The 12,893-nt window shown below is 62.2% G+C and carries 9 protein-coding genes; all 9 read right to left on the bottom strand.

Annotated elements, in window-relative coordinates:
* Positions 1-9 precede the first annotated feature (9 nt).
* Positions 10-558 (bottom strand): GNAT family N-acetyltransferase, encoded by a 549-nt coding sequence (locus B0G81_RS31940; protein WP_134140934.1) that lies wholly within the window; start codon positions 556-558, stop codon positions 10-12.
* A 4-nt stretch (positions 559-562) separates the two neighbouring features.
* Positions 563-1,144 carry a GNAT family N-acetyltransferase gene (locus tag B0G81_RS31935; protein ID WP_134140932.1) on the bottom strand — a complete coding sequence of 194 codons (582 nt, stop codon included), beginning with the start codon at positions 1,142-1,144 and terminating at the stop codon, positions 563-565.
* Between the two features lie 4 nt (positions 1,145-1,148).
* Positions 1,149-2,510, bottom strand: a complete 1,362-nt coding sequence (locus B0G81_RS31930; protein ID WP_134143268.1) for a TldD/PmbA family protein — start codon at positions 2,508-2,510, stop codon at positions 1,149-1,151.
* The gene (locus tag B0G81_RS31925; protein ID WP_134140931.1) at positions 2,510-3,946 is read right to left on the bottom strand and encodes a TldD/PmbA family protein; all 1,437 of its coding nucleotides are present in this window, start codon (positions 3,944-3,946) and stop codon (positions 2,510-2,512) included. Before B0G81_RS31925 ends, B0G81_RS31930 begins: the two co-directional genes overlap by 1 nt.
* Positions 3,939-5,606, bottom strand: a complete 1,668-nt coding sequence (locus tag B0G81_RS31920; RefSeq protein ID WP_134140929.1) for a dipeptide ABC transporter ATP-binding protein — start codon at positions 5,604-5,606, stop codon at positions 3,939-3,941. The genes B0G81_RS31925 and B0G81_RS31920 overlap by 8 nt, the downstream gene beginning before the upstream one ends.
* Positions 5,603-6,718 (bottom strand): ABC transporter permease, encoded by a 1,116-nt coding sequence (locus B0G81_RS31915; RefSeq protein ID WP_121308464.1) that lies wholly within the window; start codon positions 6,716-6,718, stop codon positions 5,603-5,605. Before B0G81_RS31915 ends, B0G81_RS31920 begins: the two co-directional genes overlap by 4 nt.
* Positions 6,672-7,724 (bottom strand): ABC transporter permease subunit, encoded by a 1,053-nt coding sequence (locus B0G81_RS31910; protein ID WP_134140927.1) that lies wholly within the window; start codon positions 7,722-7,724, stop codon positions 6,672-6,674. Before B0G81_RS31910 ends, B0G81_RS31915 begins: the two co-directional genes overlap by 47 nt.
* 8 nt (positions 7,725-7,732) lie before the next feature.
* Complete coding sequence (locus tag B0G81_RS31905) at positions 7,733-9,661, bottom strand: extracellular solute-binding protein (RefSeq protein WP_134140926.1); 1,929 nt, start codon at positions 9,659-9,661, stop codon at positions 7,733-7,735.
* A gap of 291 nt (positions 9,662-9,952) precedes the next feature.
* On the bottom strand, positions 9,953-12,697 hold the full coding sequence (locus B0G81_RS31900) for a TonB-dependent receptor (protein WP_134140924.1): 2,745 nt from the start codon (positions 12,695-12,697) through the stop codon (positions 9,953-9,955).
* Positions 12,698-12,893: the final 196 nt, after the last annotated feature.

Here is a 12,893-nt window from a genome sequence, read left to right as displayed (position 1 = left end):
TGAATCCGTTCAGATTGTCTGGAGGCGCGGTGCGTCGACGAGGCGGGCCATATGCAGCGCGTCCGCCAGCACACCGTCACGCATGGCGAAACCGCGCGAGCGGCCTTCTTCGACAAAGCCGAACTTGCGATACAGCGCGATGGCCGGCGCGTTGTCGGCAAACACCGTGAGGTCGATGCGGCGCAAGCCGAGCGACGCATCCGCGCAGTCGATCAAGCCTTGCAAAAGCGCGGTGCCGACACCGCGGCCATGATACGCGTCGTGCACGGCGACGCCTAAATGCGCGCAGTGCGCGCGGCTCGACCGGTGGACCTCCAGGCCCGCGTGGCCGACCACGCGTCCGTCGATAACCGCGCACACGTTCACGCCGCCTTTGAGGCTCCGCTCGTGCCACGCCGCGAGTTGTTCAGGACTGCGATAGCCGACCGACAGCGTGCCGCGCCGCACGCCAGGCAAGCTCATGATCTCGGCGAACGCATCCATGTCCGACGATTCGAACGCGCGCACCATAATACATTTGTAATGTACGGCGTCGTCCCGCAACCTTGTTTCGTTCATGGTTTTATTCCGCTGCGAGACGGGCGACAGATGGCGGCGACATCCACGGCGCCGGTTCGCGCAGCCGCGCCATGAAGTAACAGTCGATCAGTACGCCGCGACGCAATATGGCACCGCGCTGATGCGCTTCGATCTCGAAGCCGAACTTGCGGTATAGCGCGAGTGCCGTGCGGTTATCGGTGTAGACATGCAACTCGACGCGGCGCAGACCGAGCCAGTTGTCCGCCAGATCGAGCAGCTCCGCCATCAGCGCATGACCGATGCCGCGCCGCTGCCACGCGTCGTGCACGCCAATGCCGAGCGAGGCGGCATGCGCGCGGCGTCCCTTGAAAGGACTGAGGCTGGCCTGACCGACCAGCGTGTCGCCGACCGTCGCCGCGATCGCGATGCCAGGGGCCTCGAATTTTTCCAGGTGCTCGCGTGTGCTGGCAACGGTCCGAAACGGCACCTGCGGATTGCCGTTCATCGCCACGGGCAATTGCAGCATGGCGTGAAACTGTTCCGCGTCGGCCACACGCAACGCGCGCAGCGTCAGGCCCTCGGGCAAGCTCTCAGGTTTTGATTTTGTTTTTTCGTGTTGATCCATAGGCTTATAACGTCAATTCGAATGACCTCACCAGAATGCCCGGCAATTGCATGCCGCCCGTGGCGCGCTCGCCCCATGTCGAATCGCTCAATAGCAGTTCCGCTTGCGCGCCGAGTTGTTCGAGTTCGCTGCCGAGCAAGCGGTACAGACTGTCGTCGAAACGCATGGCTTCCAGCGGTGCGACGATTTCTCCGTTCTCGACCCAGAACGTCGCGAAGCGCGTCATGCCGGTGAGGCGGCAATTCATGCGGTCCGAGAAGTTCACGTACCAGAGGTTGCCGATGTAGAGACCCGTGTCGATCTTTGCGAGCACCTCTTCTTCCAGCAAGTCGCCCGCTTGCATCGAGAGCGCGGCCGGTGATTCGCTGGCCAACGCGCCGTTCGGCGTCAAACCGTATTCGCGTGCGCTGCGTGCGTTGGTCAGGCGTTCGGCGCTGCGGCCGGCCTCGATCAACGGGACGCTGTCACGCAGGTAACCGTCGTCATTGAATCCTGGCGTGATGCCGAGACTGAGATCTTCGCTGATCGTCACGCGCGGGTCGACTACGACTTCTCCCACATGCAGCTTGTACAACTCGCTGCGCGAGCTCGCCTGAGCGCGAGCGGAAAAGCCGCTCCATGCGGTGACGCCGAGCAGTTCCGCGAGCGCGGCGGGCGCCAGATAGGAGCGGTAACGTCCCGGCGCCAATGTGCGCGGCGTGCGCGCCAGAACGGCAAGACGTGTCGCGGCCTGTTCCACTTTGCCCGCGAACACGGCATCGCTCCAGTCGTCGCCGGCGTAGGTGGTTTTGATCGCGCGGCCGCTCGGGTCGTACAGCGACCAGCTGAAATTGAAGTTGTCCACTTCATACCAGCCGCGGCTGCCGTTCGTCGATGCGAAACCGCGCACGATGGTGCCGCCCGCATAGAAGCCCACGAAGTCGAGCCCTCGCGCGCATTCCGCAACGATGTGCGCGAGCCCGTCGGGGTTCGGCAGCTTGCCGGAGCGCTGCGTGGTGCGCTGCCATTTCGACGTGTCGAACAGTAGATGCGGGTCGTCCGCCGCATCGCGCAGACCTTCGCGCAAGGTGGCGAGCGCGGCGCTCACTTCATCGAGATCCTGTTGCAGATCGCCGCATACCGTCAGCGTGGAATAGGCCTGACGCGCGCCGTCGATCAGACGCAAGGTCAGCTTGCCTTGTGACACGCTGCCGGTCTGCCGCACCTTGCCCGAATTGAAACGGATGAAGTCGGACTGCTCGCCGGCAAATGAACTGAGCGTGGTTTCGCCGCCTTGCTGCAGGCGCTCGATCGCATCGGCGAGCAAAGTGAAATGCCGCTCCCAATCCACCGACGTGGCGGCGCGCGAAGAGATGAACTGGCTCATCATGCGCCTCCGAACACGTCGATGTTGCTGAACACGCAAGCCGGCGACGCATGGCCGACGCGAATGATCTGCGCCGGCTCGCCCTTGCCGCACATTGACGTGCCATACACTTCGCGCGTGCTCGCGTTGCCCACCGCACTCAGGCTGCGCCAGAAATTCGCGGAAATACCGCGGTAATTCGGCTGTTTGACGACCTGCGTGAGCTTGCCGTTTTCGATCAACTGGCCAAACTCGCAGCCGAACTGGAATTTGTTGCGATGGTCGTCGATCGACCAGGACGTGTTGGTGCGCATCAGAATGCCATGTTCGATATTGCCGATCATCGCCTCCAGCGAACTCTCGCCCGGCTCGATATTCAGATTCGCCATGCGATCGATGGGTGGCCGGTTCCAGTTCGAAGCACGCGAGTTCGCGACGCCCGGCATGCGTGCGCGCTGTTGCGACAACGCGCCGCCGAGCGGACGTTCCAGCACGCCGTTGCGAATCAGATATTGCTTGTGCGCTTCGGTGCCGTCGTCGTCGAATGCGTAGGCTGCGGCTTCTTCGTGCAGCGACGGATCGAAGGTGACGTTCAGCAGTTCCGAGCCGTAGCGATACGAACCGAACATGTCCTGCTTGACGAAGCTCCAGCCCGCGAAGTTGCGTTCATCGCCGAGAATGCGATCCAGTTCGAGCGGATGGCCGATCGATTCGTGAATCTGCAGCATCATCTGGTCGGGCATCAGCAACAGATCGCGCTTGCCCGATGGGCAATTCGGCGCGGCCAGCAATTGCAGCGCTTCGTTCGCGACGCGCGCGCCCGAGCCTTCGAAGCCGAAACGCGTCAGCACTTCCATACCGCCCTGGCCGAGCGTGCCGTAGTTGCCGCCCAGCGTGCGCACTTGCGTATCGCCGTTCGCGTGCGCGGCGACGCTCAATTGCGGCATCACGAAACGGAACTGCTGGTCGATACGTACACCGTCGCCGGTGATGTAGAGTTGATCGGTGTGCGTGATCTGCACTGCCGCCACACGTTCGACGATTTTTGCATCGAGGTTCGCGCCCGCGCATTCCGCGCCGAGAAGCTCGAGCCATTCGGCACGGTTCGGCAATGCGCGTTGCGCATTCGGCGACACGTACTGGCCGCTCGCCGCGGGTCGCGCGACTTCCCGATGGTCGATCAGCGACAAGGCCGCGCTCGCCTCAGCGCGTGCGGTGGCTAAATCGAGCGCGGCCTGCAAACCGGCCGCCGAGAGATTCGCAGTCGCGGCATAACCCGCCCCCGCGCCCACCCACGCGATCAGCATCGCACCGCGATCGCGCACGGTGCGCAGCGGCTGCGCGATGTCGTTGCGAATCTCGTGGTCGTCGACCTGTTCGTCCACAATGCGCAGCGACCAGAACGCCGCGCGGCTTTTCAGCGTTTGGGCGGCCCGCGCCCAACGTTCGTCAATCATTGGCAGGTCCCGTATGAGTCGCGGCCGTGCCGGGCTCCGGCACATTGAGCGACGAGGCGAGCAGCGACTGGGTATAAGGATGCGACGGCGCATGCAACACATCGAGTGTGTCGCCCGCCTCCACAATGCGTCCCGACTTCATTACGATCACGCGATGCGCCATGGCTCGCATCACCGCCAGATCGTGCGTAATGAACAGATAGCTTAGCTTGTACTTTTTCTGCAGATTTGTCAGCAGATTCAGCACCTGTTTCTGGATCGACACGTCGAGCGCGCTGGTGGGCTCATCGAGGACGATCAATTCCGGCTGGACGGCCAGTGCGCGCGCAATCGCAATACGTTGACGCTGGCCGCCGGAGAATTCGTGCGGATAGCGCAGCATCGCGTCGGCCGGCATGCCGACCTCTTCGAGCAGGCTGCCGACGCGCGCGCGCCGTGCCTTCGCATCCACTTCCGGCCGATGCACGGCCAAACCCTCGCCGATGATCTGCTCCACCGTCATGCGCGGCGACAACGAGCCGAACGGGTCCTGAAACACGACTTGCATGCGCGAATACAGCGCGCGGCGCGAGTTCGCCGTCTTGAGCGTGGACAGCGGCAAACCGTCGATATGAATATGGCCGGCGGCCGGCTGTTGCAGACCGAGGACGGTCGCGGCCAAAGTCGATTTCCCCGAACCCGATTCACCGACAATGCCGAGCGTTTCGCCGCGCCGCACGCTCAGGTCGACATCGTGCACCGCACGGAACGTGGAGCGCCCAAACATGGACCGCCAGCCTTTCGCCGACGTGCGGTAATCGACGGCCAGTCCTTGCACTTCGAGCAGCCGGCGCGCGCCCGCCTCGACCGGTTCGACCGCGCGTTGCGGATCGCTGTCGAGCAGCCGCCGCGTGTACGGATGTTGCGGGCTCGCGAATAGCGCTTCGGTCGTATTGGTTTCGACCAGCACGCCCTTTTCCATCACCGCGACGCGCTGCGCAAAACGTTTCACCAGATTCAGGTCATGCGTAATCAACAGCACGGCCATGCCGCGTTCGGCCACTTCCTGTTCCTGCAACGAAATCAGCAAATCGACAATCTGCTGGCGCACGGTGACGTCGAGCGCGGTAGTCGGTTCGTCGGCGAGCAGCAAACGCGGACGGCAGGCGAGCGCCATGGCGATCATCGCGCGCTGCCGCTGGCCGCCGGACAACTGATGCGGAAAGCTGTCGATGCGCCGCTCCGGCTCGGGAATGCCCGTGCGCCTGAGCAACTCGATGCCGCGCTCGCGCGCCGCATTCGGCCTCAGACCTTCATGCAGACGCAGGCTCTCGGCGATCTGCTTGCCGATCGTGAAGAGCGGATTGAGCGCCGTCATCGGTTCCTGAAACACCATTGCGACGTCGGCGCCGCGCAGACCGCGCATCTGCTGCTCGGTTTTTTGCAGCAGGTCCTCGCCGTCGAGCAACATGCGGCCGCTCAATTCGGCATGCTCGACGAGCCGCAGAATGGACAGCGCGGTGACGCTCTTGCCCGAGCCCGATTCGCCGACCAGCGCCACGCGCTCACCGCGTGCGATTGAGAGGCTGAGTTCATGCACAGCGACCTTGTCGCCGAAACGCACGGAGAAACGATCGATTTCCAGCAACGGCCGAGCGATCGACGCCTGAGTGGCGGTCATCGCGGACCTCCGCCGAAAGCTGAACCGCGCGAACGCGTGTCGAGCGCATTGCGCAATGCGTCGCCCATGAAGGTCAGCAACAGCAACGTGATCACCAACGCGGCAAACGCCGACATCGAGATCCACCATGCGTCAAGATTGTTCTTGCCTTCCTGCAGCAGTTCACCGAGGCTAGGTGTCGGCGGCGGCACGCCGAGGCCAAGAAAGTCGAGGCTGGTCAGTGAGAGAATCGCGGCGCTCATGCGGAACGGCAGGAAGGTAATCACCGGCGTCAAACTATTCGGCAGAACATGACGCCACATGATCTGCCAGTTGGTGAGACCCATGGTACGTGCCGCCTTCACGTAATCGAGCGAACGGTTGCGCAGGAATTCAGCGCGCACGTAATCGGACAGGACGAGCCAACCGAACATCGACAGCAAAATGAAGAGCAACCACAACGTGGGCTCGAAGATCGACGCGAAGATGATCAGGAGGTACAGGTCCGGCATCGAACTCCAGATTTCGATCAGGCGCTGACCGATCAGATCGGTGCGTCCGCCGTAAAAACCCTGCACCGCGCCAGTCAGCACGCCGACCACCACCCCGGAAACCGTGAGCGCCAGCGCCATCAGCACCGACAAGCGGAAGCCGTACAGCAGCCGCGCCAGCACGTCGCGCCCGAACTGATCCGTGCCGAGCCAGTTGCTCGCGGTGGGCGGCGCCGGATACGGATGCGCGGCGAAATAGTCGATCGTGTCGTAGTGGAAATGATTCGGCGGATAGATCGCAAAGTTGCCATTCGATTCGAGCCGCGAGCGGATATACGGATCGAGGTAATTGGCACGCGCCGGAAAGTCGCCGCCAAACAGCGTCTCCGGATAGTCCTTCACGATCGGGAAGTAGTAGTGCCCGTCGTAACGGACGAGCAACGGACGGTCATTGGACAACACCTCGCCGAGCAGGCTGATGGCGAACAGCGACACGAAAATCACGAGGCTCCAGTAACCGAGACGCTGCCGCCTGAAGCGCAGCCACGTACGCCGCCACGGAGACGGCGACGCCGCGTGCGCCGCGCCGGCCGCATCAGCGGTCCAGGCGGTTGAATTGGATGCGGGGGTCGACGAGGACATAGCAGACGTCAGCAATGAGTTTGGTTACGAGGGCAATCAGCGTGAACAGAAACAGCGAACCGAGCACGACCGGATAGTCACGGCGAATCACGGAGTCGTACGACAGTTGGCCCATGCCGTCGAGCGAGAACAGCGTTTCGATCAGCAGATTGCCGTTCAGAAACGCACCGACGAAGGCCGCCGGCAAACCGGTGAGCAGCGGAATCGCCGCATTGCGCAGCACGTGTTTCCACAGCACGTCGCGCTCCGGTGCGCCCTTGGCGCGCGCGGTCAGCACGTATTGCCGGCCGATTTCCTCCAGAAACGTGTTCTTGGTCAGAATGGTGACGATCGCGAAGTTGCCGACGACCGAAGCCGTGACCGGCAACACGATGTGCCACAGATAGTCGAGCAGTTTGCCGAACGCGCTGAGATCGTTGAAGTTATCCGAGGTGAGACCGCGCATCGGAAACACCTGCCAGAACGTGCCGCCGCCGAATAACATCAATAACAGCACGCCGAGCACGAAACCGGGAATCGCATAGCCGGTGAGCACCAGCACGCTCGTGACGGTATCGAAGCGCGAGCCGTTGCGCACCGCTTTCGCGATCCCCAACGGCACCGATATCAGATAGGTGAGCAGCACCGTCCATAAGCCGAGTGTGATCGACACGGGCAGCTTCGATTTGATCACGTCCCACACGCTGTCGTGCTGATAGTAGGACTGGCCGAGATCGAACGTTGCATAGTGCTTGAGCATCAGCAGATAGCGTTCGAGCGGCGGCTTGTCGAAGCCGAACTGTTTCTTGATCTGCTCCAACTGCTGCGGATCGACGCCCTGGCTGCCGTGATAACCGCCGCCGCCCGCCCCCGCCTCTCCGCCACGGCCAGCGCCGTGGCGGAGTTGCGTCATCACCTGTTCGACCGGCCCACCCGGCACGAACTGCGTGACGACAAAGGTCAGCGTGACCACGCCGAGCAGGGTCGGCACCATCAACAACAAGCGTCTGAGAATGTAGGCAAGCATGCTGTGCCTCAGTGAGCCGTGGCGGCCTTAGCCGCGGTGGAAGATGCGGTCTGGGCGACCGGCGTTTTCCTGTACCAGTAGTCGATCACCCAGTCTTCGTATACATACGTCGTCGGCACTTTGTCCGGATGACCGAGCGTAGACTTGTAGCCGATCCGCGCGCCCGGCGCGTAATACTCCGGCACGATGTAGAACGAATAGATCAGCACGCGGTCGAGTGCACGGGTTGCCGCTTCGAGGTCGTCGAGATTGTCGGCGGAGAGCGCCGAGTGAATCAGCGAGTCGACCGCTTTGGAGCGGATACCCGGATAGTTTTCCGAGCCGACTTCCGACGCCGCCGCGCTGCCGAAACGGCGCGTCAATTCCGCGCCGGGAATCGTCACCGGCGGATAGATGAACGTGGTCATGTCGTAGTCGAAGTTATCCAGCCTCTTCTGATACAGCGCGCTGTCGATCTCGCGCATATGCGCCTGAATGCCGAGCATGCCGAGCGCCTGCATATACGGCAGGATCAGGCGATCCATACCGGGCTGATCGTCCATGATCTCGATCGTCATCGGCGTGCCGTTGGCGTCGCGCAAGGCGCCGTCGCGATAGTGCCAGCCCGCTTGCGCCAGCAGATCGCGCGCCACGCGCAAGTTGCCGCGCAAGGAATCTGGCGCGATCGTCGTGGGTTGCTTGAACATGGAGCCGAATACTTCCGGCGGCACGTCGGCCCTCAACGGCTCAAGCAAGGCCAGTTCCTTCGGACCGGGCATGCCGGTCGCACCGAACGGACTCGCCGCAAAATAGCTGCTGGTGCGCCGGTATTGACCGTAGAACATCATGCGGTTCATCCAGTCGTAGTCGAATGCCATTGTCAGCGCGTGACGCACGCGCGGGTCCTGAAACATCGGCTTGCGCAGGTTCATCAGCAAGCCCTGCATTTGCGCGGGGCCGTCGGCGAATTCGCCTTTCTTTAGTAGTCCGTTGTCGAAGTTCTTGCCGACGTATTTGCGCGCCCATTGCGTTGCGCTGTATTCGACAAGCACGTCGGTGTCGCCGGCCTTGAACGCTTCCAGTTGCGTGTAATGATCGCGATACAGTTTGAAGGTGATGCTCGCGAAGCGGAACATGCCGCGCCGCGACGGCAGATTCGCGGCCCAGTAATCGGGGTTGCGGCGATAAGTAATCTGCTTGTCGTTCTTGCGCGACTCGATCAGATACGGGCCGCTCGCGATCGGCGGTTCGTTCGCGATCTGGTCGAACGGTAGACGTGTGCCGTCCGCGCGCATGCCCCACTTCGGCGAGAAGATCGGTAAATCGCCGGCGATCAGCGCTGCGTCGCGTTCGGCGTGCTTGAATTCGAAGCGGATCGTGTTTTTGTCGATCACGGTCGCGCTTTTGATGACCGAGAACTGCGCATTGAAGAGCGGCGAGGCCTTTGGACTCGTCAATGTGTCGAACGAGTATTTGACGTCGGCCGCGGTGATCGGATCGCCGTTCGAAAAGCGCGCGGCGGGATTGATGTGGAAGGTGGCCGAACCCAGGTCCGGCGCGACCTCGACATCGTCGGCGATCAGCGGGTACTCGGAAGCGAGTTCGTCCCAACTGCGCTGCATCAGCGTATCGAACATCAGATGCTGAATGTCCGGCGCGGGCGCGCCGCGCACGAGAAACGGATTCAGCGAATCGTAGCTCTGCAGTTCGTCGAAGTTTTGAAAGCTGAGCTTGCCGTCGCTCGGCGCCGTGGGATCCGCGTAGTCGAAGTGCGTGAAGCCGGCGGGATATTTGGGCTCGTCGTACTGCGCAATCGAGGGCCGCGCCTGCGCGCAGACCGCGCCCAATGCCAGACACGCCCCTGTGCACAGCGCGATTCGCGCGGCATTGCCAGGCAGGCGCACCGCGGCCGCTGCAGTTCGCACGGCGCGCGACCAGTGAAACTTCACAAGTCTCATCTTCGGAATGCGTAAGAACGCGCGCCGGCTTCAGGCCGGCGCGCGGTAAATCGAATCGGCAAGAGTGCCGGCATGACGCCTTCGCTCTCGTAGCTTTCTCCCGCTAGCGCTGCTCTGCGCGCTAACTCGTTGCCGCTCGCCGCCGCTCGCCTTGGTTCTGAACGAGCATTGTGCACGCCGGCATGCCTCGGTACATCGCTAACAAATTTGCGCCGCTCCGGCACCAACAATGGAAGCCGGAGCGGCCAACCGCCTGGACAGACAGCGGGTGCATCACAAACATCGAGGACTTCAGAAGCGGTACGACGCGCCGACCTGGAAGAAGCGGCCGATGTTAGTGTAAAGCGACTGGTCGTAGCCCGTGATATCCGGGGTGGCCTGCCACTCGACGTCGAACGGCGGCTTGCGATCGAAGATGTTGTTGATGCCGCCGTAGATCGTCCAGTTCTTGAAGCCGCGATACGTGGCCATCAGGTTGAACTGGCTATACGACGCCACCGACAGCGTGCCGCCGTCGCCGAACTCGGACGCCACCGCGTTGGTGTACGGGCCGGTGTACTGCCACGTCAGCGTGGTGGTCAGCTTGCGGTAATCCCAGGAGAGGCTGGTATTACCCTTCCAGCGCGGATTGGACGCACCGAACGGTTGCAACAGCGCGAGGTTGTTGCCGGCGAAGTCCTGCGTCGGCGCACCCGGGCTATTCAGCTTGAAGTGCCACACATAGGCCCAATCGCCCGCCAGCGTGAACGTGCCGTACTTCGTGCCCACCGACTTGCGGAAGTTCATGTCGAAGCCGTCGGTGTCGAGCGAACCGAGGTTGACGAACTGTTCCTTGATGTACGCCACCGTGCCGTCCGGATTGCGGATCACGTTCGACGGGTTGTTCGCATCCATCACCGCGTTCGGATCGTCCGTGCCGATCACACCGTCAATGTGGATCTTGTAGAACGCCGCACCGATATCCGTCGACGAGTCCGGCGAAAGCTGGAAGCCGATGTTGTAGTTCTTGGTGCGCTCAGGCTGCAGCGCCGGATTGCCGTTGACCTGTTCCGTCGTGAAGTGCTTGGTCGGCGTGCCGCTCGGGTCGTTCGGGTCCACCAGGTTCTGGTGAGCCAGATAGGTTGCCTGCGAGTTTTCGACCAGCGTCGGCGCGCGGAAGCCGCGGCTATACGATGCGAAAGCCGTGAGAGCCCGCACCGGCTGGAAGCGCAACGCGAAGCTCGGCGAGAACGCACCGCCGAAATCGCTGTAGTGGTCGTAACGGCCCGCCTGCGTGAACGTCAGGTTGTGGATGATCGGAATATCCACCTGATAGTAGACGGCGGCCACATTGCGCTCACCGTCGACCGTTTGCACGTTGGCCGGCGCCGTAATGCCGAGCGCGCTATACGTACGCGAGTTGATGATGTTGCTTTCGTGACGGAATTCCGTACCAAAACCGACACCGACCGGACCGCCCGGCAGCGTGAACAGGTTGGTCGTCGAGGTCTTCGCCGTGACGCTGTCGAGCTTCGAGATCGCCTGCTCATAGTCGTTCTGGAAGACGCCGTTCAAACCGTTCGGCGTGGCCGACGGGTTCGAAAAGTTGAATACGCCGTTCTGCAGAATGTTCTCGAGGCCTGCAACATTCATCGCGTTGCCGTAGGTCGTGTCGACCGTGCTCTGCGAATGGCCGTAATCCGCGGACCAATCCCAATCGCCGAATTTCGGGGTGGTGAACGAGCCCTTCACGCCGGTCGATGCGCGCCAGAACGTCGACACCGTATCCGCCGAGACGGTATTCGGGAACGTATAGTTGATCAGCGTGGGCACGCCGAACGGGTTGTACGGATTGGTACCCGAGACCGTGCGCGAGATCGGCAACGCAGAACCGGTGGCCGGGTTGAACGCGTTGGTCTGGCTGCTCAGCACGGCCGGACCTTCGTTCTGCACGGTTTCGTTGCGGCTCACCCACAAATCGGCGTAAGCCTGCATGTCGTCATTGATCTTGAACGTGCCGCGCACTTTCGCGTTCAGGCGCGTGATCGCAGGCACCAGCGAGGTGGTGCTGGCCGGATTCGATTTACACGTAGATGCGCCGTTCGCCGACACGCTGCCCGGAGGACAGGGATTGAGCGCCATGTTGGTGCCGTCGGCCGTGGTCCAGTACGACTGCTGGTTCGGACCGAGCGGGCCCGCGAGACCACCCGGGAACTGGCTGAAGTCTTGACCCGCGGTCATGTCGCGATCGCCGAGCGACGAGCCGGTGTCGCGGTAGTAGCTCGCGGCGGCTGTCACGTTGAAGCGGTCGCCATTCAGGTCACCGATACCGCCGAGCACGCTGAAGTTGCCCTGCGCGTCGCCCGGATGCTGCGCCTTGCCGAGCTGGCCATCGATCTGCAAGCCCTGGAAGTCTTTCTTGGTGATGATGTTGACCACGCCCGCAATGGCATCCGAACCATACACCGAGACCGCACCGGTCTTCACGATGTCGATGTGGTCGATCATGTTGAGCGGGATCGAATTCACGTCGAAGAACGTGTCGGTGAAGTTCACCGCCTTGCCGTAATTCGCTACCCGTTGCCCGTCCACTAGCACCAGGGTGTACTTCTCGCTCAGACCGCGCAATGCAATACCGCCGCCGCCTTGCGCGGAGCTATTCATTGTCGTTTGACCCCAGCTGCTCCCCGAATTCGCGGACGTGCCGCGCAGGAAGTCGGCCACGGTCGTATAACCGCTTTGCTGGATTTCCTTGGTCGTGATGGTCTGAACTTCCGTGTTGCCGACCTTGTCCGCCGTGCGGATCAGCGACCCGGTCACCTCGAATTTCTTGAGTTGCTGGACCCCTTTGCCCGTCGGCGTCGCGGTGGTGTTGTCCGCAGACGGTGTGGCGGCCGTGCCCGTTGCCGGGGTGCTTTCCGTCGTCGTCGCGCCTGCCGCGGTGCCGGTGGTCGCCGGCTGGCTTTGCGCAAACGCCGGTACGGCGATTGCGGCCGACAACGCCAGTTCAGCCCAGACTATTCTTCTAATGGCCAGCGCCAATGCCCTTTGTTTCATTTTTCCCCTTCTCGCTCGTCAGTAAGGCCACAGCAGTATGTGAAGAGTGGTCTCGTGAACCGCTCTACTCGATATACGGCGATCTTGCGCCGCGTTCCGTTAAAGCAACTTCAAATAAGTCAGCGTCGGACTACTAATTTATTGCAATCGGAATGCGCAGCGCTTTCCAATCGATTACATATCTACTGCCGCGCGA

The sequence above is a fragment of the Paraburkholderia sp. BL6665CI2N2 genome (assembly GCF_004366535.1).
In the GTDB taxonomy this organism is placed as follows: Bacteria; Pseudomonadota; Gammaproteobacteria; order Burkholderiales; family Burkholderiaceae; genus Paraburkholderia.
This window is presented reverse-complemented; position numbering and strand designations above follow the sequence as displayed.

Coding starts and splice junctions, on each gene's coding strand:
- B0G81_RS31930 (WP_134143268.1), bottom strand. CDS start 2,510: ATGAGCCAGTTCATCTCTTCGCGCGCCGCCACGTCGGTGGATTGGGAG.
- B0G81_RS31935 (WP_134140932.1), bottom strand. CDS start 1,144: ATGGATCAACACGAAAAAACAAAATCAAAACCTGAGAGCTTGCCCGAG.
- B0G81_RS31940 (WP_134140934.1), bottom strand. CDS start 558: ATGAACGAAACAAGGTTGCGGGACGACGCCGTACATTACAAATGTATT.
- B0G81_RS31900 (WP_134140924.1), bottom strand. CDS start 12,697: ATGAAACAAAGGGCATTGGCGCTGGCCATTAGAAGAATAGTCTGGGCT.
- B0G81_RS31910 (WP_134140927.1), bottom strand. CDS start 7,724: ATGCTTGCCTACATTCTCAGACGCTTGTTGTTGATGGTGCCGACCCTG.
- B0G81_RS31915 (WP_121308464.1), bottom strand. CDS start 6,718: ATGTCCTCGTCGACCCCCGCATCCAATTCAACCGCCTGGACCGCTGAT.
- B0G81_RS31925 (WP_134140931.1), bottom strand. CDS start 3,946: ATGATTGACGAACGTTGGGCGCGGGCCGCCCAAACGCTGAAAAGCCGC.
- B0G81_RS31920 (WP_134140929.1), bottom strand. CDS start 5,606: ATGACCGCCACTCAGGCGTCGATCGCTCGGCCGTTGCTGGAAATCGAT.
- B0G81_RS31905 (WP_134140926.1), bottom strand. CDS start 9,661: ATGAGACTTGTGAAGTTTCACTGGTCGCGCGCCGTGCGAACTGCAGCG.